Below are 24,815 nucleotides of genomic sequence, written 5' to 3'. Positions count from 1 at the left end.
CCATCGGTAATTTTTGTCCAATGGTCTTTCCCACTATTAATTATCTTTAACCTCTTTTACATACTCCCATGTTTCACCTTGATCTTTTGATTGATAAAGTATACTACTATTACCATTGTAGTCTCCATCTGCTCCTTGCCCTACTAGCATGTTAAAAACTCCATCCTTCTCATAAGGCATATTAGGAAAATCAAACGGATTTATTGCCTGTCCACTTTCTAGTTTCACTTCATAATTTGTATAGCTCAACTTTTTAAAAGTTATACCCCCATCATCTGTACGGTATAACCTCCCTTCATTTCCAGAGGGTCTGGCTGCCCTTAAAAATCCGAGCTTTTCATTAAAAAAGATGATTCCTGATGCACTACCTACCGCTTCATTGAACGGGTCTTCATTTATAACTCCCCATGTTTCCCCTCCATCAATTGTCTTGCTTAGTGAATAAAAGGTGCTCCCTAATGCTTTATCTGTGACATCTAGTTTATAACCAACTTCTTTTGAAAAGTAAAATTGCTCATTATTATTAGTTAAATTCTTCTTTTTCTTTTTAGAACTACTTTCCTTACTCCAATTTGGGTCACCTAGTAAATTATATCTAGCAGGTACTACCTCTTTCTCTTTTCCAGGGATAAATATAGATACCGTATATCCAATTATTTCGGACTTTGCTTCTTCAAGCTTCTCTAATTTCCCATCTTTATTAATATTAATAATTCCTTCTCTGTTGTAACCCCAGTTCCTTTTCCCATAATAGACCAGCCCATACTTATCTTCATTCCACTTACTTACAGTTTGTTTAACTGGAATGGCTTGAACTGTTTTAATTAAAGGTTTTACTAATTTATCTTCATTATAATCAGCGTTAACATACCCATTTAATCCTACAAAAATATCTTTTGATTTATTTTTATTATAAGATATTAAGTAGCTTTCCTCTTTTCCAGCAGCATTTTTCCCATAAAGAAAAGTATCAAATGATGTAATTGTTCCATCTGATTTAAATTCCAAAGTAAAATCATCCGACATATATAACTTCTTTGGCAAAGTATATTTCTTATTTATATCTTCAAAAATGCCCTCTACACCATACTTATATATATTATCACGCTCAAGTTTAACTGATCTTTCGTTTTTTACGCTTTCTATAAACCATGCTAGTTTACCGCCATAATTCGTTGCACTTTTATAAATTTTTATCCCATAAAAAGACGTTATAAGGATAAGTATTAGAACAGAAATGTATTTCCATCCCTTTACATTTAATAATTTGGATGATTCGCGTTCCCTATTTTTCACAATTTTAATTGTAGTAAATATAATGATAAGTATTAGAAATGCTATAGATAATAACCAAATATAAATATTATTATTCATTCTCCCATACATACATAATAAAGCTAACTCATAACAAAAAATCCAGTATACGATTATTACTAATGGATTTTTTAGTAATGATGCCAATATTTTTTTCATATCTTCCTTAAATATGTTAATCCCCCCTAAGTACATCTAATACTTCTTTTTTCCTATATTGAGTATACTTGATTTCACCAGGCACTTGCATACCCCCATATTTACTGTACATCTTCATTACATATCGGTTAAATCTAAAATAATAAAATGCGTATAAAAAAGCACTCTATCTTGTAAAGATAAGTGCTTTTTTCTTGATTATATTTTTTATTCAATATACAGCCAATAATACTTCATGTTGGTACACAAGGCATGATTAATTTCGGATCAATATTTATGATACAGTTCACCGTAACTAATCTAAATAAGTTTACTTTTTATTATCTTTATAATTGAATTTAACAAAAAAGGTAGTGCCTTCCGATCCTGTTTGAATTTCTATTTTTGCATTATGGCGGGCAGCAATGGCATAACATACACCTAACCCCAATCCAGTTCCGTTATCTTTGGTCGTGTAAAATGGCGTACCCAGTTTCTCTAAGACTTCAGGCCTGATACCTTTTCCTTGATCGTGCACTGCAAGCACCACACAATTTTGACCTTCCTTGTAGGTGCTAATGGTTAGAACTTTCCCTGTATTCATCGCTTCTAAGCCATTACGATATAGATTCATTAATAATTGCCGTATCTCATTACGATTTAAAAGTAATTCCGGAATGTCATTTGTATCGACTTGAATATATTTATTTTGATTATACGTATCAATCTTTATTAAAGGGATAATATCGCGGATAATTGAATTTAAATCTAACATCTGCAAATCTAATTTCCTTGTATTACCCATTGAGAGAAATTCAGTAATAATAGAATTGGCACGGTTAAGTTCTTCAATCATTAAATGAAAGTACTTATTATGTTTCTCATAGGTATTCTCTTCTTTTAATAACTGCAAAAATCCTAGTACCGTTGTCATTGGATTTCTAATTTCATGGCTGATACCTGCTGCCATTTGCCCTATTAAATCAATGTTAGATAATCTTTTCAATTCCTGTTCATATTTCTTTTTTTCCGTTATGTTTTTAAAAATACAGCAAATACCATCATCATACGGGTATGCAATAACTTCGTGCCAATATTCATCTGCAGTAGAAAGAAATTCGAAATGAACTGTAGTTCGCTCTGACATCGCACGATGAAATTCCTTATACATAACTGTGTCGATGTCACTCGGGAAAACATCCCATATATTCTTTCCTAATACATCTTTTGCTGTTTTTCTTTGTGGAAAATATTGGTGCTTATTTACGTACGTAAATTCCCATTTATTATTTAAAGTAAAGAATCCATCCGTAATACATTCAATCACACTTGTAACTTTTTCATTAGCAGCAGCTAGCTCTCCCGTTCGCTCTTTCACTATGCTTTCTAGTTGATCCATATATAACAAATTTGAAAACGTAGGGGCTGTGGCATCAACGATAGATTTTGCTAGTTGAATTTGAGAATTATCGTAATTGTGAGCTTTTCCTTCTTTGCCAACGACGATTACCCCTAATACTTCTCCCACTGAAACCAATGGAATCATCAATAGATCCTTACTATCTATATTTTTTGTTTGAATAACCTCTTGGATCTTGGCTTCATAGCTTTTCTCTGTCCGATCCGCTTCTGTCCAATCACAGCCCTTACTTAATTTCATTGTTTTAATCGTTGTTTTATCTAGCGGATCTAGAAGATGGGCAGTCATATTTTTACTCTCTAAAATCTGTTCTAAGTAAAAAAAGCATTTATCAAAACTCTCCTGTATCGAAGAACACATTGATAAATCACGGGTAACATTTAGTAACAGCTGCTTCTCAGCAATAAGGTTTTCCTTTTGTGTTAAATTATTTGCGTTTTGAATTGCGACCGCGGCCATATTTACATAAGCTTCAACACTTTGAATTTCTGAATCTGTTAAGTTCATCGGAATCCCATAATCAAATAAAAAAACCAGACCAAATAACTCTTGCCTAAATGAGATAGGCAGAGCTAATAAGGACTTAATTTTAAACGCATCAACTGGTCTCGGATCTGGTCGATGATCCTTTGAGGTATCAGGAATATAGATGGTTTTTTTCGTTTCAATAACTTCTTTTGCCAGTAAGTCTATTTCAGGATCAATTACCTGAGTATCGAGCGTTACGCCATTTATGGTCTCTGGTTTTCCTGCAAACCCTCTAAATGTTCCATCTTCCTGTGGTAAATAAATTCCAACAGCATCGCACCTAACAATCTCCTCTGATATCGCCATTGTCACACGCTGCAATACTTCACGTAGTTCTAATTTCGTATTTATTATTTTTGTTATATTCGCGAGCCTAGAATATCTCGTCTGATCACTTACCATTCACATAGCCTCCAGTTATAGGCATAATAAAATAAATATGATAATATCAGTGTCTTACCTTTATTTTACATAGAATATCTTACTTATGATACGGTTCCCCACGATTAATCCGAAACGCTCTATACACTTGTTCAAGCAATACTAATCGCATTAATTGGTGTGGTAATGTCATCTTTGAAAAAGAAAGTGATTCGTTTGAACGCTTCATCACTTCTGAACTTAGTCCGAGTGATCCACCAATTACAAATGCGACTTTACTCTTTCCGTATGTAGCAAGGCGATCTAGACTTACCGCAAATTCTTCTGATGACTTTTGCTTTCCTTCTATAGCTAATGCAATCACATGCGTGTCATCAGAAATTTTATCCAGTATACGTATACCTTCTTTTTCCTTTACAATTAACATTTCTGCTTCACTTAAATTTTCTGGCGCCTTTTCATCGGGCAATTCAATTACTTCTACTTTTGCGTATGCTGATAATCGTTTTAAGTATTCTGCTATACCTTGTTTCAAATATTTTTCTTTTAATTTCCCAATTGAAATAATCGAGATATTCACACGTATCATCCACCTTACAAACATGTTATCCACAAAACTTATCCACATATCCACAAACACTACCCACATATTGTGTGAGAATCTGTGTTCGATACAACATATGTCGCCTCATTTTGACAAAATTCACATGTTTTTTTCTCTTTTTCTGAGTTATCCACATTGTTGATAACCGGCGCAACTTCACACTCATCCACAATAATATCTAACGCTAATTCAACATGTTCTAAACAACAAGGTAAATTCATTTTCTTCACCTCACTTTTCTACAATAGAAAACAGGAGGTAGGCCCTCCTGTTTTTAATACTTTTGAATGCCTAATTTCACTGTTGTTGTTACTCTTTTTGTACCACGATAAAACGTAAGAGTCATTTTATCATTAATTTCCTTATCATATAAGGCCGTGCGGAATCCAATAATATCGCGAATCGGTTTTCCATCTACTGCCACAATAACATCATGTTCTCTTAAACCAGCATCTGCGCCTGGCGAAGGACTTTTCACATCCAAAATACAAACTCCTTCTGTTACAGTATCTGGTAAATGTAATGTTTTTGACCAATAATAGTTTGGAATTTCATTTAATGACCTAAGTTCAATCCCAACATACGGCCTTCTTACTTTTCCATACTTCTCAAGTTCATTCATAATCGGAACAGCCCTAGTCACCGGAATAGCAAGTCCGATTCCTTCTACTTCTTTTGCAGCAATTTTCATTGAATTAATACCAATTAATTGTCCTGCTGCATTTACAAGCGCACCGCCACTATTCCCCGGATTAATCGCCGCATCCGTTTGTAACACTTCTACTTGCCAATCATAGTGTCCATCTTGATCTAAATCTACAGGGACAATACGTTCATTAGCTGAAATAATACCTTGTGTAACAGTTCCAGAGAATTGCAGTCCGAGTGGATTTCCAATCGCAATGACTGGCTCTCCTCTGCGAACAGTATTAGAATCGCCGATTTCAATTATTTTTTTCACATGCTTTGCATCTATTTCTAATACAGCTAAATCTGTGACTACATCGGTTCCTAATACTTTTCCAGGAACCTTCTTACCGTCACTTAAACTTACTTCAATACGATTCGCTCCAGCTACAACATGATTATTCGTTACAATATAAGCTTGACCATTTGTCTTTTTATAAATTACTCCTGATCCTGTACCAGCCTCTGAATCTGCCTCTGAAAAGTTATCTCGTTGAATGTTAATAACGCCCACAACAGCTTCAGATGCACGGTCAACAGCATCTACAAAGCTAATCTGTTTAATTCCTTGAGCTTCGGCCATATTACTTCCGCTTGCTTCAGCTTGCGGAAGCGTATCAGCAGAATTTGAAAATAAAGGAGCTCCAAACGCAAATAAAGAAGCTCCTACAATTGTTCCCGCTATACTAGAAAGAACTATACCTTTATGCTTCTTTTTCCCTGCACGTTTCATACGATAATTTTCTTCATCAATAAAGGACATATTTGTTCACCCATCTTCCTGAAAACAACTATATTCACCTTTATTGTTTACTAAAATGAAGAATTATACGTATTGAATTTTTGTAGGCATTTTTGGATCTGTATCGTGAATTTCAAAGGATTCACCCACTCCAAATCCTTTTTCCTCTAGTACTTGTGATACTGACATACGAGCTAGTTCTTTCATGTTATTATCTAAGCTTAAATGGGCTAAATAAATATGCTTTGTCTCATCTGTAATTACATCTGCCATTGCTAATGCAGCATCTTCATTACAAACATGCCCAACGTCGCTTAAAATACGTCGTTTAATGCTCCATGGGTAACGTCCCATACGAAGCATTTCCACATCATGATTACTTTCAAATACGAAAGCATTAGCTCCCTTAATAACGCCCTTCATACGGTCGCTTACGTATCCCGTATCTGTAATAAGTGCTAATTTCCTATTATTGTTATGGAAAGCATAAAACATCGGTTCTGCCGCATCATGAGAAACTCCAAATGATTCGACTTCAATATCACCAAATGTTTTCACATCCCCAACTGAGAAAATGAATTTTTGCTCAGTTGGGATATTTCCTATTAAATGTTCCATTGCATTCCATGTTTTCTCATTCGCATAAACGGGTAAATCATATTTACGCGCCAATACACCTAACCCTTTAATATGATCACTATGCTCATGTGTTACAAGAATACCTGATACATCATTTATATTCAGTTCTGCTTGTTTAAATAAAGCCTCTGTCGCTTTACCACTTAAACCTGCATCGACTAGTAATTTTTTTTCATCGGTTCCTACGTATAGCATATTTCCTGTACTTCCACTTGCAAGTACGCTAAAATGCAACCCCATTCTTTCTCACTCCAGTATGTTCATCAACCACTTGATTTTCCTTTTCCCCTAATTCCATAACTTGTCCTTCAATTGCATTCACAAAGAAGTCCTGTTTCTGCTCCGTTTTTAAATTCCACGTTGGAGCAAGTACTTGGTTATTAGAAGTAGATGCGGTAAGAGTGGCATAGCCAATTTGTGCTTCTTTAACATGCGTATTTCCATGAATTTTATTTTTTAAATACAAATTTTCTAAAGCTGTTTGAGCCGTAATAATTTCTTGCTCTTTCGTTTTTTCACCTTCGCCCATTTCTTTTAAATCAGTTAGCATTGTCTGCGTATATGAAACAAGTTCATTTTTTTCATTTAATTCCACAACAATCATCGCCTGATTATTATAGAAAATAGGCTTATCTTTATATTTTTGGAAGAAATAAATTTTAGAGTCTTTCACCGCTCCAAATTCATACTTTTGTCCATCCAATACATAGTTCTTCAAAAATTCATTATACTTATCTTTTGATAATGATTTCGTATTTAAAAAAGGCTCTTTTAGCTTACTTTCTATCTTGTACATATTTTGTATATGCGCCGTTTGATTTTTCAAAGACTGTATATCATCTTCTTTAAAGGCTTTATTTTCCGCTCTAATAAACGACTCTTTTTTCGGTTCCTTAGGGATATTCCCTATAGTAATTTTGTTTGCCTTTAATTCTTGATCTATCTTTGTTTCTGCAATAAGCTCCAATTGATTACTATCTTGCTTTTGAATGAATTGAAAAATGAGAAAGAGGTCCAAAACAAAAAAGGTCACAATAAATATGGTTTTAATCCGATCCCAATCCATTTAGTCCTCCCTCACTCCACTCATAGATTTTCTGTTTACCTGTTTCACCTTCAACAAGCTTTACATACCAAATTGGTTGTAGTCGAACTACTTGTCCATCTAGTGATAACTTGTATCCAATACCAATATCCTTAATTACTTGTTTCTTTATCTCTGGATTATTTTCTAGAGATGCTATTACAACATGCCCTGACGGAAGAGTAACCTTCTGTTCTATGCCTTTAGTATTTAAAGACAGCAACGGTCTTTCATATTCCATTACTTCTTCTGATCCCCATTTTTGTCTCAATTCAGCTAATCCATCTGTATTGAATACGGAATATCCATCTTCATGTAAGCGAAACACTGTCTCTCCTTTATTCATATAGTCCAAACGATATGAATCCAAACTTCCACTGTGACCACTTACGAATTCAAAGCTTTTTTGTAACAGCATTAAATTATCTATCGCTTTCTCAGTTAAGACAGAAGAGTTTTTATACTTTAGCATGTGACGATCGTCTTCAATTTCCATAGATCTAATACCATCTGTAAATGTTTCTTTCGATATCTCAGTAATTGGACTTAAATAACGAGGATCACTAAACAGAGCATTCTTAAACGTATCCACTGCTAAATTAGATGAGATATATGTTATATTGTTTAACTCTGTCGTTCCATCTGGTAAAAATAACTTTTTCATATCATTGATTTGATAATCAAAATAAGGCTTTGCTGATACTATAAATTGATTTTGGGCATTTACAATATCTTTTAAATACACGCCACTTAATTTTGCCTCATATATTTTAAAGTTATCACCATCAGAAACAAAGTTAATTTTAATTTCTTGATCCTTACTTCTAGAAGGATCAAGAAGAATACGATTAAAATGTTTAGGCTTATCTGTACCTTTCTCTTTCATGTTAAACATGGATTTAACTGCATCAAATGGGATATCGGTAGGGAAAACAAGTTCAATTTTCCCTTCACCATGCACATAGGACAGGAAATCACCCTTAGTGATTGATATCTCTCTAAACTCATGTAGTTCCCCTACTTCCAGAGGCTTATAGATTGATTCTATATCTGCCTCTCTTCTGCTCCCATAATGATTTTTATCTTTATGCACGATGATAGAAGTAGGACGGACAACATCGGCAATTTTAGTTTGATTCGTTCCTTCATTGCCCTGTACAAATTTCGCGTTTTGCATGGATGTAGAATCTGGCACATACGTCCATAGGTTAAAAGTAAGAAATAGGCTAATTACGACTAGGTTAATTAAAACTATTGTTTTAAAGTTTTCCATACTCATTCCCAATCGTCCTCTTCATCTGCTGCCATTGGTAACGTGAAATAAATAGTTGTCCCTTTTCCTTCTTCACTCTTCGCCCAAATAGAGCCACCATGTGCCTCAATCATTTCTTTTGCAATTGCTAATCCAAGTCCCGTACCACCCATTTGTCTTGAACGAGCTTTATCTACGCGATAAAAACGTTCAAAGATTTTATCAACGTTTTCTTTTGGAATACCCATTCCTTGGTCACTTACGCTAATTTCTAATAAATCACCGCGATCACGTAAGCGATATGTTACTGTTCCACCTTCTGGTGAATACTTTAATGCGTTAGAAATAATGTTATACAGCACTTGAGTAATTTTGTCAGTATCCATATCAATAAACCTAGATTTTTTAGAGAAAGATCGTTTGAAACTTACATTTTGCTCTTTAGACATTTCAAAGCGATCAATAACATTATTAAAGAAATCAGTAAAGTCGACCCATTCTTTCATTAAACGGTGCTCTGTACTATCAAGTTTAGATAGCTGTAACAACGCATTTACAAGTCTAATCATTCTTTCTGTTTCTTCTTGTGTAACCGTTAAAAATTGTGGTGCAATATTCGGATCCTGCCACGCTCCATCTGTAAGTGCCTCTAAATAACTGCGCATCGTCGTTAATGGCGTCCTTAATTCATGAGAGACATTCGCCACAAACTCACGGCGTTCCCCTTCTATACGCTCCTGCTCTGTTACATCATATAGTACAGCAATTAAGCCATTGGCCTTCCCTGTTTCTTTTTGAATAACAGAGAAACTAGCACGTAAAATATATGGTTCGTTTCTCGTACTAAAATCTAATAACACAGAATCTGGCTCTTCATATAAATGATCGAGCGTAAATTCTTCCTGTATCCCTAATACCTCTAAAACAGATTGATCGAGCGCTGTTTCACGAGAAACATTTAACATCTTTTCCGCAGGGTCATTTAGTAAAATAATATCCCCTTTTCGGTCAGTAGCAATTACTCCATCTGTCATATGTGATAAAACGGATGATAATTTACGCCTTTCACTTTCTGTAGAAGAACGAGCTTGTTGTAATTTTTTTGATAAATTATTGAAGGATAATGCCAGTTGTCCAATTTCATCATGGCTATGCACTTTTACTTTTCTCGAATAATTTCCTTTTGCCATTTCAATTGCTTGTCTCCGCATATCTGAAATTGGTCTTGTAATTGTTTGAGCCAATAAAATCCCAAGTACGGCCGTTACTAATAAGGCAATTACTGTTCCCGTAGCAAAAATTTGATTTATATCCTTCATTTGTTTATATACATCTTCCATAGATGCAACGATGTATATAACACCAAGCGCATCCTTGCCATTATCATCTAGAATCGGAGTAAGCATAACTTGAACACGATGGCCTGTACTACCATCCTTCTCAATTTTCACTTCTGGCTTTTTTTGTACTAACACTCGCTGAACAGCTATATCAGTTGATGTTCTATTCACCTTATTCTGCTTTGATTCATCTGAAATAGCCAATAACTTTCTATGCGAATCAAATACACTTACCTCTTGTATAACTTTCTTTTGATCAGAGGCAAATTTTCGAATAGAAGTTTTAATGGTTTCATCTGTTGACTCTGTTTCTGCTTTTGTATAACTTTTTTTAAACTCTTGTTTCAAGTTATATGATAATAAGTTTGTTTGCTGCGTTAAAGAATCCCTAAAACCTTGTACTAGGCTCTTCTCTAATTCCCTTACGAAATAAACCCCAATAACTTGCATCGCTATTAATATTAATAGCATATATATAAGCACAAATTTTAAATGAATAGATTGAAAAAAACCAACTTTCTTCATATACTATTCCTGCTCTGGGTCACGCAAGTAATACCCTACTCCACGTCTAGTTACAATTAAAGTAGGATGGCTTGGATTATCTTCAATTTTTTCACGCAAACGACGTACTGTTACGTCTACTGTGCGCACATCTCCAAAATAGTCATAACCCCAAACTGTTTGTAATAAATGTTCGCGTGTCATAACTTGTCCTAAATGTTTCGCTAAATAATGTAGCAACTCAAATTCACGATGTGTAAGCTCGATATTTTCCTCGCGCTTCGTTACACTATATGCATTTGGATTAATAACAATTGGTCCAATAACCATTTCTGTATTTTCTTCTTTTTCTGCAGAACCACCTTGTTGATGACGGCGTAAATTCGCCTTCACACGAGCAAGTAATTCCCTCGTACTAAATGGCTTCGTTACATAATCATCTGCCCCAAGCTCAAGCCCTAATACTTTATCAATCTCAGAGTCCTTTGCTGTAAGCATAATAATCGGCATTTCTGAACTTTTACGTATTTCACGGCAAACCTCTAATCCATCTTTACCCGGTAGCATAATATCTAATAAAACCATATCTGGTTGTTCTTCATTAGCTTTTTCAATTGCTTCATCACCATCATGCGCCATTACTATTTCAAAACCTTCTTTTTCTAGATTAAACTTCAAAATATCTGCAATCGGCTTTTCATCATCAACTACTAAAATTTTCTTTCCCATCATCGTCTATTTCCTCCTTATAAAAATATGGTCAATAATCCCTAAACATATCGATGTTTACATAGTATGTCCTATATGACCGCATCCTTTGTTTAAGTATTTTCTCCTCTATTCTCATAGACTCATGTATGATCCACTTTTACACGGCATCCTATACGATCTATAGAAAAACCTCTAGCTTCAACTGCTAGAGGCTCCTCGTTCTATTTTAAAATAACTACTCAGTTTTGTAAAATTACATAAATAAAAAGGATATTAAGTGGGCCCACTTAATATCCTGAGAGTGGCTCGGGACGGAATCGAACCGCCGACACGAGGATTTTCAGTCCTCTGCTCTACCGACTGAGCTACCGAGCCAAAACTATATATAAAACCACTAATGGTGGTATAAACAAAAGTGGCGGTCCCGACCGGGGTCGAACCGGCGATCTCCTGCGTGACAGGCAGGCATGTTAACCACTACACCACGGGACCAAAAATAAGCATAAAAAAACATGACCCGTACGGGATTCGAACCCGTGTTACCGCCGTGAAAGGGCGGTGTCTTAACCACTTGACCAACGGGCCACGAAAAATAAAATGGTGAGCCATGAAGGATTCGAACCTTCGACCCTCTGATTAAAAGTCAGATGCTCTACCAACTGAGCTAATGGCTCATACTCACCAACGTCATATTTTCGTGACGACAAGATGTATCATAACATGTATTCTGTATTCTTCGCAATACTTTTTTTCATTTTTTTATAAAAGATAAGAAAAAACTCATGCGGACATGAGTTTTTTCTAAAAATATCAATTAAGCTTCGTATACATTACGAACAATATTCGTTTGGTTACGATCTGGTCCAACTGAGAACATAGATAATTGAATTCCTGTTAACTCAGAAACACGTTCTACGTATTTTCTTGCATTTTCAGGAAGCTCGTCTAATGATTTTACACCAGTAATATCTTCTGTCCAACCTGGAAGCTCTTCATATACAGGCTCACATTTCGCTAAAATGTTTAAGTTTGCTGGAACTTCATCGATAACTTCGCCATTGTATTTGTAAGCAACACAAATTTTAAGAGTTGGAATATCTGTTAGAACGTCGATAGAATTTAATGATAGATCCGTTAAACCACTAACACGACGCGCATGTCTTACAACAACGCTATCGAACCAACCTACGCGGCGCGGACGACCAGTTGTTGTTCCGTACTCACGACCAACTTCACGAATTTGATGACCAATTTCATCATTAAGTTCAGTAGGGAATGGACCGTCACCAACACGGCTTGTATATGCTTTACATACACCTACAACGCGAGTAACTTTCGCAGGGCCAACTCCAGTTCCAACTGTTACACCACCCGCAATCGGGTTAGAAGATGTAACGAACGGGTACGTACCGTGGTCAATATCAAGCATAACACCTTGTGCACCTTCAAATAATACACGGTGATTGTTATCTAGTGCATCATTTAATACAACAGATGTGTCGCATACATATTGTGCGATTTGTTGTCCATATTCGAAGTACTCTTCAAAGATTTCCTCTACGCTGAAACCTTCTGTATCGTACATTTTTTCAAACAAACGATTTTTCTCTACTAAATTGCGCTCAAGCTTCTCTTTAAATGCTTCACGGTCTAAAAGATCAGCCATACGGATACCAATACGAGCAGCTTTATCCATATATGCAGGACCGATACCTTTTTTCGTTGTACCGATTTTGTTATCACCTTTACTAGCCTCTTCTAACTCATCTTGTTTTAAGTGATAAGGTAAAATAACGTGTGCACGGTTACTTACACGTAAATTATCAGTACTTACACCACGGTCGTGTAAGTATTTTAACTCTTCAAGTAATGCTTTCGGATCTACTACTAAGCCATTTCCGATTACACAAATTTTCTCTTTATAGAAAATACCAGATGGAATTAAGTGTAACTTATATTTAACTCCGCCGAAAACAATTGTATGTCCCGCGTTATTTCCACCTTGATATCTTGCAACTACTTCCGCATGCTCAGAAAGAAAATCAGTGATTTTACCTTTTCCTTCGTCGCCCCATTGTGTTCCTACAACTACTACTGAAGACATTATTAAAGCACCTCCGCAATTTTCAAACGATCTATTCAAACAATATAATTGTACCAAAACCGAAAAAGAAGTCAACCAAAAAGCGAACATTTTTTTATTAAAAATCATTTTCGTTCGTAAGAATTATATTTTCACCTTATGAAAGCCTTATCTTTATCCCATAAAAAAAGAAACACATCTTATTATAAGAAATGTGTTTCTTTTTTATACTGCCTTTATGCCCCATCCTCAAAGCGTCGTTCTAAATTAACGAATTTATTAAATTCTTTAACAAACGCAAGCTCTACTGAACCTACCGGACCATTACGTTGTTTTGCAATGATAATTTCAATCGTATTTTTATTTTCCGTTTCACGGTCATAGTAATCTTCACGATATAGGAAAGCTACAATATCAGCATCCTGCTCAATACTACCAGATTCACGAATATCAGACATCATCGGGCGTTTATCCTGACGAGATTCTACACCACGAGATAACTGTGATAAGGCAATAACAGGCACTTGCAATTCACGCGCAATCCCTTTTAAAGTACGAGAAATCTCAGATACCTCCTGCTGACGGTTCTCACCTGATTTCCCACTTCCTTGAATAAGCTGTAAGTAGTCAATTAAAACCATACCAAGACCTTGTTCTTGCTTTAGTCTACGACATTTCGCTCGAATCTCATTTACCTTAATTCCTGGTGTATCATCAATATATATACCGGCATTTGAAAGACTACCCATCGCCATTGTTAATTTCGCCCAATCATCAGAAGTTAATGACCCGGTACGAAGTCTTTGCGCATCGATATTTCCTTCTGCACAAAGCATACGCATAACAAGCTGATCGGAGCCCATCTCCAAACTAAAAATCGCTACATTTTCATCCGTTTTCGTCGCTACGTTTTGTGCGATATTTAATGAAAATGCAGTTTTCCCTACTGACGGACGTGCTGCTACGATGATTAAATCATTTCGCTGGAAACCTGCCGTCATCTTATCTAATTCAGTAAATCCAGTTGGTATCCCAGTAACTTCACCTTTTTGATTATGCAAAAGTTCAATTTTATCATAAGCATCTACAAGAACATCTTTAATATTTTGAAATGCTTTTGCATTCGTTTGATGGGATACTTCTAATATTTTTTTCTCGGCCTCATTTAAAAGGCCGTCTACGTCATCTTCTCTCTCGTATCCATCCGACACAATATGAGTCGCTGTTCGAATTAAACGACGTAAAAGTGCCTTTTCAGCGATGATACGTGCATAATATTCAACGTTAGCAGCTGTTGGAACAACTTCTGCTAACTCTGCTAGATAAGACACTCCACCAACTTCTTCTAGTAATCCTTGATCAGCCATCGCTGATGTCATTATTACTAAATCGATCGGTTCTCCTTTGTCAGATAACCCAAGCATTACCTCAAAAATCTTTTGATGTTTCGTTCGATAGAATGAGTCAGGTACCAATAACTCTGATGCTGATGTTAACGCATCTTGATCAATTAATATGGCCCCTAAAACCGCCTGCTCGGCTTCTATATTATGCGGAGGGGTACGATCAGCAAGTACATCACTCATACGCAATCCTCCTTGCTTAATTTATTTTTATTGTTCACTAACATGAACTTTTACTGTCGCTGTTACTTGCGGATGCAATTTCACTGTTACATTTGTGTAGCCTAATGCACGGATTGCATCATCCATTTCAAATTTACGTTTATCAAGTTTAATTTTATGTGATTTTTGCATCGCATCTACGATTTGTTTGCTCGTAATAGAACCGAATAAACGGCCACCTTCTCCAGATTTCGCTTTTACTTCTACAGTTAATTTCTCTAATGTTTCTTTCAGCTCTTTTGCATTCTCAACTTCTGCTGCTGCATCTTTTTCTTCTTTACGCTTTTGAGCTTCTAAAGTTTTCATACTGCTATTTGTTGCTTCAGCAGCCAATCCCTGTTTTAGTAAGAAGTTATTTGCATAGCCATCTGGTACGTTTTTTACTTCTCCTTTTTTACCTTTACCTTTTACGTCTTTTAGAAAAATTACTTTCATGATTGTGTGCCTCCCTGTAAATAGTCATCAATAACAAATCGAAGCTTCTCCTCGGCTTCATCTACTGTAACATTTTTCATTTGTGTGGCTGCATTCGTCAAATGCCCGCCACCACCTAAGTTTTCCATAATTAGCTGCACATTCACTTCACCTAAAGACCTGCTGCTAATTCCAATGAGATTCTCGCCACGTTTCGCAACAACAAATGATGCAATAATTCCTGTCATTGTTAATAACGTGTCAGCTGATTGCGCAATAAGCACTTGATCGTAGTAATCATCACTATCAACTTTAGCAATTGCAATTCCATTTTTATAAATGTACGCATTTTTTATAGCTTTTGCAACCCGTAAATACTGATCCATATCTTCCTTTAAAAGTTCTTGTACAAGTACAGTATCTGCACCATGTGAGCGTAAATAGGAAGCAGCATCAAACGTACGAGCCCCCGTCCGGAATGTGAAACTTTTCGTGTCGACAATAATCCCCGCTAACAATGCCGTTGCTTCTAACATTGTCATCTTTAAATTTTTCGGTTGATACTCAAGCAATTCTGTAACCAGTTCTGCCGTTGAAGAAGCATATGGTTCCATATAAACTAGCAATGGATCTTCAATAAAATCTTCTCCACGGCGATGATGATCGATAACTACTACATTTTCAATTTTATGTAACAATTTTTGTTCCATCACCATAGAAGGTTTATGTGTATCAACAACAACAAGTAATGACTCATCATTCGCAAATTCCATCGCTTGCTCTGGAGTAATAAAGTGAGACCATAATTCCTCATTTTGTTTCACTTTGTCCATCAAGCGTTTAATTCCCTTATCAGAATCATTTTCATCTAATACAATATATCCTTTACGCTCGTTTAATTGAGCCACTTTTAAAATACCAATCGCAGCACCAATTGCGTCCATATCAGGAGCCCTATGCCCCATGATAATGACATTACTACTTTCTAATACTAAATCCTTTAACGCATGCGAAATGACCCTAGCACGTACACGGGTACGCTTTTCAACCGGATTTGTCTTGCCTCCATAGAACTTAACTTTACCTGTCGCTTGTTTAATAGCTACTTGATCTCCCCCGCGTCCAAGCGCAAGGTCTAAACCAGATTGAGCCATTGCCCCAAGCTCTGACAAAGGTAAATCACCTGATCCGACACCTACACTTAATGTAAGTGGTATATTCCTTTTAGATGTTTCTTCACGCACCTGATCTAAAATACTAAATTTCCCTTTCTCCATTTGCGTCAGAATACTTTCATTTAGCACAACGAAGAATCTTTCTGAAGATGCACGTTTTAAATACGCACCATACTTAAGTGCCCATTCATTTAGTCGCGATGTTACAAGACTTGTTATATTCGTACGTAATTGATCATCTAATCCTTGTGTAACTTCATCATAATTATCCAAATAAATTACAGCTAAAACAGTACGTTGATCCTCATACATCTTTTCGATTTCTGTTTGTTCCGTTACATCAAAGAAATAAATTAACTTTTCTTCTTTCCTTACAAAAACGCGAAACTTTCTATTATTTAAAGAGACTATATCATCAGAAGTTTCTCCTTTAATGAAAAGAAGTAATGTTTCTGATACATCGTAAAGGTGCCATCCAGCTAATGCATGCTGTCCCAGACATGAAGATAAATAAGGATTTGCCCAATCAATCCCATAATCCTTATTGTATAACAAAATACCAATCGGCATTTGGTTAAATGCTTCATTACTTACTTTCTTTACTCTTGTAATCATATCTGTCGTATGCTTTTCGAAATTCCTTTGAAAATTAAGTTCAAATCGTATAACGATAAAAAATACGATACAAAAAATGACAAAAGCAGCTATTCCCATAATTAAATGAAAATAACAGAGAATTGAAATGAGCACAAACACAAAAAATGCCAATACATAAACAGGATATAAAAACCACTGTTTCTTATCAAATTCAGGCATGTATACAACTCCTATAAAGTAAAACTAACTCACCTTCCAGTTAGTTAAACAGATTAAAATAGTATAAGGAATATTGTTTTATCCCCCTATTTTAGAACGCAATGAAATCCCTAAGTCAATTATACCTAAGATTGTCACAAGAGGAAACAGCATCGGAATAAACATGCATGCAATAAAACTAATAATAGGAATCCCTTTAGTAAAACCTTTTCTATACGCTAAAAAGGCGATAAATGTCAGACCTTGCAGTACAAGCAATAGTGTAAATATGACATTTAGGTTAGAAAATACCATATGTAAATATGATGTTGGTTCTACTTTTATAAAAGTTGCTAACAAAATAAATATAACGTAATACCAAACAATACTCTTTGGTAATTGTATATCTTTAAATTTAGGCCAAGGTATAATGTCATGTTTTAACTTTTTCAAAACACTACCTGATATTATCACTGTAATCCAAGAAAAACATACTGAAACTAGAACAAGTATACTTGGAAATAACGATTGTAATATATCATTCATTTGTGTAAGTAACTCTTTTTGTTCCTTACTAATCGGCATACCTGTAGCACTTACTATCTTTTCACTTTGCACCATACTTTCACTAAACATACTTTGCATTTGCTTCATTATATCTATGTTGAAAAACTTTATACTCGCAACATAAATAAGTACAAAACCAATTAAGTATGCAAGCGTCCCCGCTATTAAGATTTCTACTGACTTTTTTCTTGTTTTATACATATATCCTAAAACAATCCCTATCAATCCAAACATAATTGTCTTCACTAAATTCATAGGTTGACTCACAATAATAGTAACAAAAAGTGATGCTACAAAAATCATGAGCACATTAGATAGTTTATGTCTTATCGTTAATAGTATAAATGGTAACGGCAAAGCAAAAGTTACAACAGTACCCAAAATCGGAACATACATAGATATAAGCAATAAAATTGCATATATAGCTAATAACGCTGCACCTTCTGTAATAAACTTTGTTTGTTTCACATTTTAACCTCTCTTTCAAAAAGAAAAGCATAGCAAAATGCACAGTAGAGTCCGACTCTACTGTGCATTTCATACGCTATTATTCACCAACATATGGTAAAAGTGCCATTTGACGAGCACGTTTAATTGCAACTGTAAGTTTGCGTTGGTATTTTGCGCTTGTCCCTGTTACACGACGAGGTAAAATTTTACCACGCTCAGAAACGAAACGTTTTAATAAATCAACATCTTTATAGTCAATGCGAGTGATGCCGTTAGCTGTGAAGAAACACACCTTACGACGTTTCGCACGTCCACCTTTGCGTCCTGCCATGTCTATTTCCCTCCATTCTTTGTTAAAACTAACAAATTTACTGTATTAGAACGGTAAATCGTCGTCGGAAATGTCGATCGGTTGACCTACATTTGAAAATGGATCGTCATTCTTCGTAAATCCAGAGTTCCCTTGATTACCTTGGTTACCTGAATTACTAGATTGACCAAATGGGTTAGAGCTTTGGTTACCGAAACCAGCTCCTGATGGTTGCTGATTGAATGAACCACGTTGCTCCCCACCGCCATTACGCGGCTCTAAAAATTGTACGCTTTCCGCAAGAACTTCTGTTACATACACACGTTTACCGTCTTGTCCATCGTAATTACGAGTTTGAAGACGTCCATCTACGCCTGCTAAGCTTCCTTTTTTCAAATAATTTGCTACGTTTTCTGCTTGTTTACGCCATATTACACAATTAATAAAGTCAGCTTCACGCTCACCTTGTTGATTCGCAAATGCGCGATTCACAGCTAACGTAAAAGTAGCTACTGCAACACCATTGGGCGTGTAACGTAAGTCAGGGTCCTTAGTTAAACGACCAACGAGGATAACACGATTCATCAATCGAACCACTCTCCCTTATATATCAATTATTTTTCTTCTTCTTTAACAACGATATGACGAAGGATATCTTCGTTGATCTTAGCTAAACGGTCGAATTCGTTAATCGCTTCTGCGTTAGAGTTCACGTTTAAGATCATGTAGAAACCTTCACGTAAGTCGTTGATTTCGTAAGCTAAACGACGCTTACCCCACTCTTTCGTGTTAATGATTTCTGCACCATTGTTTGTTAAAACACCTGCAAAACGTTCAACTAAAGCTTTTTGAGCTTCTTCTTCAACGCCAGGACGAATGATGTACATAATTTCGTACTTTCTCATTACACTTTCACCTCCTTTTGGTCTAAACGGCCCATAATGGGCAAGGAGCAATTAATTTATAGTAATTACTCACGAGTTTAGATTATATCATAGTAAGTTATATGAATCAACTCACCAATACATAAAAAACTTGGCAAACATATAATATATTCGCCAAGCTCATATCTTTATTTTTCCTAGGAAATATTAAATTAAACGTTAAAACGGAAGTGCATAACATCTCCATCTTTTACGATATACTCTTTTCCTTCTAAACGTACTTTTCCAGCTTCTTTTGCAGCTGTCATAGAACCGTTTGTCATTAAGTCATCGTAAGAAACTGTTTCTGCACGAATAAATCCACGCTCAAAGTCTGTATGAATAACACCAGCACATTGTGGTGCCTTCATACCTTGTTTAAATGTCCAAGCACGTACTTCTTGAACGCCAGCTGTAAAGTAAGTAGCAAGTCCTAATAGGTCATATGCTGCACGAATTAATTGATCTAAACCAGACTCTTCAATACCTAGTTCTTCAAGGAATACTTTTTTCTCTTCCTCGTCTAATTCAGCGATTTCTGATTCGATTTTTGCACATACAACGATTACTTGAGAATTTTCATTTTCTGCAAATTCTTTTACCATTTGTACGTATTTATTTTCCGAAGGATCGATAATATCGTCTTCACTTACGTTCGCTACGTATAACATTTCTTTTGTTGTAAGTAAATGAAGGCCTTTAACAATCTTCATCTGCTCTTCTGTAAATTCAACAGTACGAGCCGGTTTCCCCTCTTCAAAAGCCTCTTTTAAACGAACTAAAATTTCATGCTCATATACAGCTTCTTTATCTTTTTGTCTTGCTAATTTCGCAACACGCTCGATACGCTTATCAACAGACTCTAAGTCCGCTAAAATTAGCTCTAAGTTGATTGTTTCGATATCATCAATTGGATCTACTTTCCCTGAAACGTGCGTAATATTTTCGTCTTCAAAACAACGAACAACTTGGCAAATTGCATCTACTTGACGAATGTGAGATAAGAATTTATTTCCTAAACCTTCACCTTTACTAGCACCTTTTACGATACCTGCAATATCAGTAAACTCAAATACAGTCGGAACAGTCTTTTTCGGTTCTACTAATTCCGTTAATTTATTTAAACGCTCATCTGGTACTTCTACAATCCCTACGTTTGGATCAATTGTACAGAATGGATAGTTCGCAGATTCTGCTCCTGCTTGTGTAATTGCATTAAATAAAGTGGACTTCCCTACGTTAGGTAATCCAACAATCCCAGCCGTTAATCCCATATTTTTCACTCCTATGTCTCAATCTTTCATCATTATAGATAGTAACGAAAAAAATGACAAGTTTCCGCCAAACGAAAAAAAGTAACAGTTACCTACTGTAACTGTTACTCTCTCTCTATTCTTCGTGCTTCACAAGTATTTTTTTCACCTTACGATCAAACTCTCTTCGAGTAATCATTACTGAATGGTCACATCCCTCGCACTTAATGCGGATATCCATTCCCATACGAATAATTTTCCAACGATTCTCGCCACATGGATGTGCTTTCTTCATTTCCACAACATCGTACAAGTTATATTCCTTTTGCTCCACTCTTCAAACTCCTCCTCTCCATACTAAATTGCTTTTCCACTAACCAATTCTTCACGATTATATAAAACCATACGTGGATATGGAATTTCAATTCCATGTAAATCAAGACGATTTTTAATCTCTTTACGAAGTGCCCTTGCAATAACTGCATGTTGCATCGGCTCTACTTCAGCAATAACGCGTAATATAACTTCTGATGCAGCTAACGTTTGCACACCTAATAATTGAGGTGTTGTTACCATTTTTTCGTACTTTGAAGGTAACTCTACTAATAAATCTTCAATAACCTGCTCTGCTTTCGCAATATCAGCCTCATATGAAATAGATACATCAACAAATGCTACACTATTACTAACTGAGTAGTTAGTAACTTGAATAATACTTCCGTTTGGTAAAGTATGAATTTCACCTGTCCAACTCTTTACTTTCGTTGTACGAAGTCCAATTTCTAAAACGACTCCTTCAAATTGACCGATTTTAACATAATCGCCAACTGAAAACTGATCTTCTAGCAAAATAAATAAACCTGTAATAACGTCCTTCACTAAACTTTGAGCACCAAATCCGACTGCTAAACCAATTACCCCGGCACCCGCTAATAAACCTGATGCATTAATATCAAACACACCTAAAATCGCAATCAGCATAATAAACATAACAACGTACGCTACAATATTTTCAAGTAATTTCGCTACTGTAACTGTACGACGTTCTGAAATTTGAATTGGAGAACGACTCCCCATACGAAACGCATTTCGTACAACCGCTCTTGCAATTCGCACAACAACTGCACCGATTATTAAAATAATACATATTTTTAATGTCGCAACTCCAATATGAGCCCAACGATCAGCATCTAATAAATACTGTTTCGTAGAATTAAACCACTTCGTTAATAAATCCATGTACCTCTACCTCTCTAGCTAAAATTTCTTTTTAGTTATCCTTATTATTGTATCAGAAGTCCTCTAATTGCTGAAAAAATTTTATGATTTTAATCCTATTTTACCCCCGCCATTCAGGTATAAAATGGAACGAATATATATATACTAGTACTATTATTTCCGTTTTCATTCACATTTTGCAAAAATTACGCACTTATAGATTTCCATTTTTCTCACCATATAACATATATTGAAAATTTATTAAAAGGATGGGTGCTTCATGAATATTGGAAGTTTTCGCTTACCATTTTTTGAGAAAGAAACTCAAAACGTTATGCACCAGGATCTAGAAGCCTCTGAGATAATCAGTAATTTCTTACTTACCCACATTCCTATTAAAACTAATATACCACTCATTCTCGTTTGTATCGGAACAGATCGTTCTACAGGTGACGCACTCGGCCCGTTAGTTGGTACAAAACTTGAACAAATAGACATCAAAAACCTCCAAGTATTCGGTACACTAGATGAGCCAGTACATGCGCTAAATTTAGAAGAAAAAATTCAAAATATACAGAAAGAATATCCTGCTGCATTTATAATTGCTGTTGATGCATGTTTAGGAAAGTCTCAAAATATCGGGTCAATCACTACTGAAAAGGGCCCTAGTAAGCCTGGAGCTGCTATGAATAAGAAATTACCTGCAGTTGGTGATCTGCATATACACGGTATCGTCAATCTAAATGGGTTTATGGAGTTTTTCGTTCTTCAAAATACAAGATTAAGTTTAGTTATGAAAATGGCCGATGTAATCGCACAAAGTATAAAAGAGACGGATCAAAAATTATCCGCACTAAAAAAAGCAAACCATCTATAAATAATAAGATGGTTTGCTCTTTATTTTTTTTGTGATAATAGTTCTAAAATACGATTCAAATCTTCTTTATTAAAAAATTCAATTTCGATTTTACCTTTTTCTTTTTTCGTCTCTTTAATTTTCACATCTGTGCCAAACTTTTCTCTTAAGAACGTTTCACGTTCTACGAAAAATATATTTCGCTCTTTTTTCACTTTTTTTGTTTCACGTGAAACGTGTTGATTAATCTCTTGGACGATTTTCTCTAATTGACGAACATTTAATCCTTCTTTTTCAATGCGTTTCAATAAGGACTTCAATTGCTCTTCATCTTTTATCGTAAGTAAAGTTCTCCCATGAGCCATTGAAAGTTGACCATTTGCAATCATATCTTGGACGAACGAAGGGAGGCTTAATAACCGAGTATAATTTGCAATGTAAGGTCTGCTTTTGCCAAGACGTTTCGCTAATTGTTCTTGCGTTACATTTAGCTCATTCATTAACATCTGGTATGCCATTGCCTCTTCCATAGGATTTAAATCTTCTCGTTGTAAGTTTTCTAACAAAGCAAATTCCATCATTTGCTGTTCAGTTAATTGTCTTACAACCGCAGGTACCTTTTCTAAACCAGCCTCTTTTGCAGCACGAAATCGTCTTTCACCTGCAACGATTTCATATCCTTTAATACTCTTCCTAGCAATTAATGGTTGTAGAATACCGTGTTCCTTAATCGAAATTGCTAATTCCTGAATAGCCTCTTTATTAAAGTGTTTACGCGGTTGATATGGATTTGGCCTTAATTCAGTTACAAGAATCTCCTGAATTGTTTCCTCTTCTTTCACATCTAAATCAGGAAAAAACACATTAATTCCTCTTCCTAATCCCTTAGCCACCTGCAATCACTTCCTCTGCTAAATCTATATATACTTCTGCTCCTCTTGATTTAGCGTCATACTGCATAATAGGTTTCCCATGACTTGGAGCCTCACTCAAGCGTACATTACGCGGAATAATCGAGCGATATACTTTATCCCTAAAATACTTTTTCACTTCATCTATAACTTGGATCCCTAAATTTGTACGGGCATCCAACATCGTTAACAATACACCTTGAATTGCTAAATTTTTATTTAAATGTTTTTGTACAAGTCGAACTGTATTTAATAGCTGACTTAACCCTTCTAGTGCGTAATATTCACACTGTACAGGAATAATAACAGAATCTGCTGCTGTTAATGCATTAATTGTTAATAACCCTAAAGATGGGGGACAGTCGATAATAATATAATCATATTCATCACGAACTGGCTGTAATGCTCTTTGTAAACGTACTTCCCGGGAAATAGTCGGTACCAATTCAATTTCAGCACCAGCCAATTGAATTGTAGCGGGTAGAACATCTAAGTTTTCCGTTGCGGTTTTCTGTATAACCCCTTGAACATCTGCATCTTCCACAAGAACGTTGTAAATACATTGATCTAATTCAGATTTTTCAATTCCCACACCAGTCGTTGCATTTCCTTGAGCATCAATATCTACAAGAAGGACTTTTTTACCTACTTGCGCCAATCCAGCCCCTAAATTAACAGATGTTGTGGTTTTTCCAACACCGCCTTTTTGATTAGCAATAGCAATGATTTTTCCCATGATGTCACCTACTTTCAACCTTTCTATCTTATTCTAATAACAATTACGTTTATTGTAACATGAAATAAAACTTTTTCTTTTACGTCCTTTATTAAACTTCAAAATTTATTTCTAAACTCCTTCTTCATTTAACAAGAAAATATAGTAAAAGAGAC

At 35.5% G+C, this 24,815-nt stretch carries 24 protein-coding genes and 4 tRNA genes; 1 reads left to right on the top strand and 27 read right to left on the bottom strand.

The window, feature by feature from the left end:
- Nucleotides 1-36: 36 nt before the first annotated feature.
- The 25 genes from CN409_RS03010 to CN409_RS02890 form a co-directional block, all read right to left on the bottom strand.
- Nucleotides 37-1,509, bottom strand: a complete 1,473-nt coding sequence (locus tag CN409_RS03010) for a WD40/YVTN/BNR-like repeat-containing protein (RefSeq protein ID WP_000280571.1) — start codon at nt 1,507-1,509, stop codon at nt 37-39.
- A gap of 274 nt (nt 1,510-1,783) precedes the next feature.
- Complete coding sequence (locus CN409_RS03005; RefSeq protein WP_000253121.1) at nt 1,784-3,802, bottom strand: GAF domain-containing sensor histidine kinase; 2,019 nt, start codon at nt 3,800-3,802, stop codon at nt 1,784-1,786.
- A gap of 79 nt (nt 3,803-3,881) precedes the next feature.
- Entirely contained in the window at nt 3,882-4,361 is a 480-nt protein-coding gene (gene rlmH, locus CN409_RS03000) for a 23S rRNA (pseudouridine(1915)-N(3))-methyltransferase RlmH (protein ID WP_001027003.1), read from the bottom strand.
- A gap of 59 nt (nt 4,362-4,420) precedes the next feature.
- Complete coding sequence (locus CN409_RS02995; protein WP_001052827.1) at nt 4,421-4,606, bottom strand: CxxH/CxxC protein; 186 nt, start codon at nt 4,604-4,606, stop codon at nt 4,421-4,423.
- A 53-nt stretch (nt 4,607-4,659) separates the two neighbouring features.
- Nucleotides 4,660-5,835 carry a S1C family serine protease gene (locus CN409_RS02990; RefSeq protein ID WP_097980920.1) on the bottom strand — a complete coding sequence of 392 codons (1,176 nt, stop codon included), beginning with the start codon at nt 5,833-5,835 and terminating at the stop codon, nt 4,660-4,662.
- 63 nt (nt 5,836-5,898) lie between these two features.
- Complete coding sequence (locus CN409_RS02985) at nt 5,899-6,693, bottom strand: MBL fold metallo-hydrolase (protein ID WP_000522837.1); 795 nt, start codon at nt 6,691-6,693, stop codon at nt 5,899-5,901.
- Nucleotides 6,677-7,519 (bottom strand): two-component system regulatory protein YycI, encoded by an 843-nt coding sequence (locus CN409_RS02980; protein WP_000383719.1) that lies wholly within the window; start codon nt 7,517-7,519, stop codon nt 6,677-6,679. Before CN409_RS02980 ends, CN409_RS02985 begins: the two co-directional genes overlap by 17 nt.
- Entirely contained in the window at nt 7,500-8,816 is a 1,317-nt protein-coding gene (locus CN409_RS02975) for a YycH family regulatory protein (RefSeq protein ID WP_097980919.1), read from the bottom strand. The genes CN409_RS02980 and CN409_RS02975 overlap by 20 nt, the downstream gene beginning before the upstream one ends.
- Entirely contained in the window at nt 8,813-10,654 is a 1,842-nt protein-coding gene (gene walK, locus CN409_RS02970) for a cell wall metabolism sensor histidine kinase WalK (protein ID WP_000755366.1), read from the bottom strand. The genes CN409_RS02975 and walK overlap by 4 nt, the downstream gene beginning before the upstream one ends.
- Before the next feature lie 3 nt (nt 10,655-10,657).
- A complete protein-coding gene (gene walR / locus CN409_RS02965) occupies nt 10,658-11,365 on the bottom strand; it encodes a cell wall metabolism DNA-binding response regulator WalR (RefSeq protein WP_000971869.1) in 708 nt (235 codons plus the stop codon).
- A 281-nt stretch (nt 11,366-11,646) separates the two neighbouring features.
- A tRNA-Phe gene (locus CN409_RS02960) sits at nt 11,647-11,719 on the bottom strand.
- Between the two features lie 41 nt (nt 11,720-11,760).
- A tRNA-Asp gene (locus CN409_RS02955) sits at nt 11,761-11,836 on the bottom strand.
- A 21-nt stretch (nt 11,837-11,857) separates the two neighbouring features.
- Nucleotides 11,858-11,929: transfer RNA gene (locus tag CN409_RS02950), tRNA-Glu, on the bottom strand.
- Between the two features lie 13 nt (nt 11,930-11,942).
- A tRNA-Lys gene (locus tag CN409_RS02945) sits at nt 11,943-12,018 on the bottom strand.
- A gap of 140 nt (nt 12,019-12,158) precedes the next feature.
- Nucleotides 12,159-13,448, bottom strand: a complete 1,290-nt coding sequence (locus CN409_RS02940; RefSeq protein ID WP_000100230.1) for an adenylosuccinate synthase — start codon at nt 13,446-13,448, stop codon at nt 12,159-12,161.
- Between the two features lie 215 nt (nt 13,449-13,663).
- Nucleotides 13,664-15,013, bottom strand: coding sequence for a replicative DNA helicase (dnaB, locus tag CN409_RS02935; RefSeq protein WP_001286147.1), 1,350 nt, complete (start codon nt 15,011-15,013; stop codon nt 13,664-13,666).
- A 27-nt stretch (nt 15,014-15,040) separates the two neighbouring features.
- Nucleotides 15,041-15,487, bottom strand: coding sequence for a 50S ribosomal protein L9 (rplI, locus tag CN409_RS02930; RefSeq protein WP_000864237.1), 447 nt, complete (start codon nt 15,485-15,487; stop codon nt 15,041-15,043).
- Nucleotides 15,484-17,457 (bottom strand): DHH family phosphoesterase, encoded by a 1,974-nt coding sequence (locus CN409_RS02925; RefSeq protein WP_001113785.1) that lies wholly within the window; start codon nt 17,455-17,457, stop codon nt 15,484-15,486. Before CN409_RS02925 ends, rplI begins: the two co-directional genes overlap by 4 nt.
- A gap of 78 nt (nt 17,458-17,535) precedes the next feature.
- The gene (locus CN409_RS02920) at nt 17,536-18,471 is read right to left on the bottom strand and encodes a YybS family protein (protein WP_000814842.1); all 936 of its coding nucleotides are present in this window, start codon (nt 18,469-18,471) and stop codon (nt 17,536-17,538) included.
- 79 nt (nt 18,472-18,550) lie between these two features.
- A complete protein-coding gene (gene rpsR / locus CN409_RS02915; protein WP_000918873.1) occupies nt 18,551-18,784 on the bottom strand; it encodes a 30S ribosomal protein S18 in 234 nt (77 codons plus the stop codon).
- Between the two features lie 45 nt (nt 18,785-18,829).
- Complete coding sequence (gene ssb / locus CN409_RS02910) at nt 18,830-19,351, bottom strand: single-stranded DNA-binding protein (protein WP_000981963.1); 522 nt, start codon at nt 19,349-19,351, stop codon at nt 18,830-18,832.
- A gap of 26 nt (nt 19,352-19,377) precedes the next feature.
- Nucleotides 19,378-19,668 (bottom strand): 30S ribosomal protein S6, encoded by a 291-nt coding sequence (gene rpsF / locus CN409_RS02905; RefSeq protein WP_001233781.1) that lies wholly within the window; start codon nt 19,666-19,668, stop codon nt 19,378-19,380.
- 191 nt (nt 19,669-19,859) lie between these two features.
- On the bottom strand, nt 19,860-20,960 hold the full coding sequence (gene ychF, locus CN409_RS02900) for a redox-regulated ATPase YchF (protein ID WP_000524658.1): 1,101 nt from the start codon (nt 20,958-20,960) through the stop codon (nt 19,860-19,862).
- A gap of 115 nt (nt 20,961-21,075) precedes the next feature.
- Nucleotides 21,076-21,273 carry a DUF951 domain-containing protein gene (locus tag CN409_RS02895; protein WP_000435486.1) on the bottom strand — a complete coding sequence of 66 codons (198 nt, stop codon included), beginning with the start codon at nt 21,271-21,273 and terminating at the stop codon, nt 21,076-21,078.
- A gap of 23 nt (nt 21,274-21,296) precedes the next feature.
- Nucleotides 21,297-22,178 (bottom strand): mechanosensitive ion channel family protein, encoded by an 882-nt coding sequence (locus CN409_RS02890; RefSeq protein ID WP_000365111.1) that lies wholly within the window; start codon nt 22,176-22,178, stop codon nt 21,297-21,299.
- A gap of 259 nt (nt 22,179-22,437) precedes the next feature.
- On the opposite strand from CN409_RS02890, the gene yyaC reads away from it, so the two are divergent.
- Entirely contained in the window at nt 22,438-23,034 is a 597-nt protein-coding gene (yyaC, locus tag CN409_RS02885) for a spore protease YyaC (protein ID WP_097980918.1), read from the top strand.
- A gap of 20 nt (nt 23,035-23,054) precedes the next feature.
- Here the strand turns inward: yyaC and spo0J are convergent, their stop codons facing one another.
- Nucleotides 23,055-23,906: a stage 0 sporulation protein Spo0J gene (gene spo0J, locus CN409_RS02880; protein ID WP_001051833.1), complete on the bottom strand. Its 852-nt coding sequence runs from the start codon at nt 23,904-23,906 to the stop codon at nt 23,055-23,057.
- A complete protein-coding gene (soj, locus tag CN409_RS02875; RefSeq protein ID WP_000516114.1) occupies nt 23,899-24,660 on the bottom strand; it encodes a sporulation initiation inhibitor protein Soj in 762 nt (253 codons plus the stop codon). The genes spo0J and soj overlap by 8 nt, the downstream gene beginning before the upstream one ends.
- Nucleotides 24,661-24,815 lie beyond the last annotated feature (155 nt).

This window comes from Bacillus sp. AFS012607 (genome assembly GCF_002558005.1).
Taxonomy (GTDB): Bacteria; Bacillota; Bacilli; order Bacillales; family Bacillaceae_G; genus Bacillus_A; species Bacillus_A thuringiensis_S.
Note: the sequence above shows the minus strand (reverse complement) of the source record. Positions and strands in the feature narration are given on the sequence as shown.

What these genes read in the sequence shown, in the direction of transcription:
- CN409_RS03010 (WP_000280571.1), bottom strand. Translation starts at nt 1,509, where the DNA reads ATGTACTTAGGGGGGATTAACATATTTAAGGAAGATATGAAAAAAATA.
- CN409_RS03005 (WP_000253121.1), bottom strand. Translation starts at nt 3,802, where the DNA reads ATGGTAAGTGATCAGACGAGATATTCTAGGCTCGCGAATATAACAAAA.
- CN409_RS02995 (WP_001052827.1), bottom strand. Translation starts at nt 4,606, where the DNA reads ATGAATTTACCTTGTTGTTTAGAACATGTTGAATTAGCGTTAGATATT.
- CN409_RS02990 (WP_097980920.1), bottom strand. Translation starts at nt 5,835, where the DNA reads ATGTCCTTTATTGATGAAGAAAATTATCGTATGAAACGTGCAGGGAAA.
- CN409_RS02985 (WP_000522837.1), bottom strand. Translation starts at nt 6,693, where the DNA reads ATGGGGTTGCATTTTAGCGTACTTGCAAGTGGAAGTACAGGAAATATG.
- CN409_RS02980 (WP_000383719.1), bottom strand. Translation starts at nt 7,519, where the DNA reads ATGGATTGGGATCGGATTAAAACCATATTTATTGTGACCTTTTTTGTT.
- CN409_RS02975 (WP_097980919.1), bottom strand. Translation starts at nt 8,816, where the DNA reads ATGAGTATGGAAAACTTTAAAACAATAGTTTTAATTAACCTAGTCGTA.
- walK (WP_000755366.1), bottom strand. Translation starts at nt 10,654, where the DNA reads ATGAAGAAAGTTGGTTTTTTTCAATCTATTCATTTAAAATTTGTGCTT.
- walR (WP_000971869.1), bottom strand. Translation starts at nt 11,365, where the DNA reads ATGATGGGAAAGAAAATTTTAGTAGTTGATGATGAAAAGCCGATTGCA.
- CN409_RS02940 (WP_000100230.1), bottom strand. Translation starts at nt 13,448, where the DNA reads ATGTCTTCAGTAGTAGTTGTAGGAACACAATGGGGCGACGAAGGAAAA.
- dnaB (WP_001286147.1), bottom strand. Translation starts at nt 15,013, where the DNA reads ATGAGTGATGTACTTGCTGATCGTACCCCTCCGCATAATATAGAAGCC.
- rplI (WP_000864237.1), bottom strand. Translation starts at nt 15,487, where the DNA reads ATGAAAGTAATTTTTCTAAAAGACGTAAAAGGTAAAGGTAAAAAAGGA.
- CN409_RS02925 (WP_001113785.1), bottom strand. Translation starts at nt 17,457, where the DNA reads ATGCCTGAATTTGATAAGAAACAGTGGTTTTTATATCCTGTTTATGTA.
- rpsR (WP_000918873.1), bottom strand. Translation starts at nt 18,784, where the DNA reads ATGGCAGGACGCAAAGGTGGACGTGCGAAACGTCGTAAGGTGTGTTTC.
- rpsF (WP_001233781.1), bottom strand. Translation starts at nt 19,668, where the DNA reads ATGAGAAAGTACGAAATTATGTACATCATTCGTCCTGGCGTTGAAGAA.
- ychF (WP_000524658.1), bottom strand. Translation starts at nt 20,960, where the DNA reads ATGGGATTAACGGCTGGGATTGTTGGATTACCTAACGTAGGGAAGTCC.
- CN409_RS02890 (WP_000365111.1), bottom strand. Translation starts at nt 22,178, where the DNA reads ATGGATTTATTAACGAAGTGGTTTAATTCTACGAAACAGTATTTATTA.
- yyaC (WP_097980918.1), top strand. Translation starts at nt 22,438, where the DNA reads ATGAATATTGGAAGTTTTCGCTTACCATTTTTTGAGAAAGAAACTCAA.
- soj (WP_000516114.1), bottom strand. Translation starts at nt 24,660, where the DNA reads ATGGGAAAAATCATTGCTATTGCTAATCAAAAAGGCGGTGTTGGAAAA.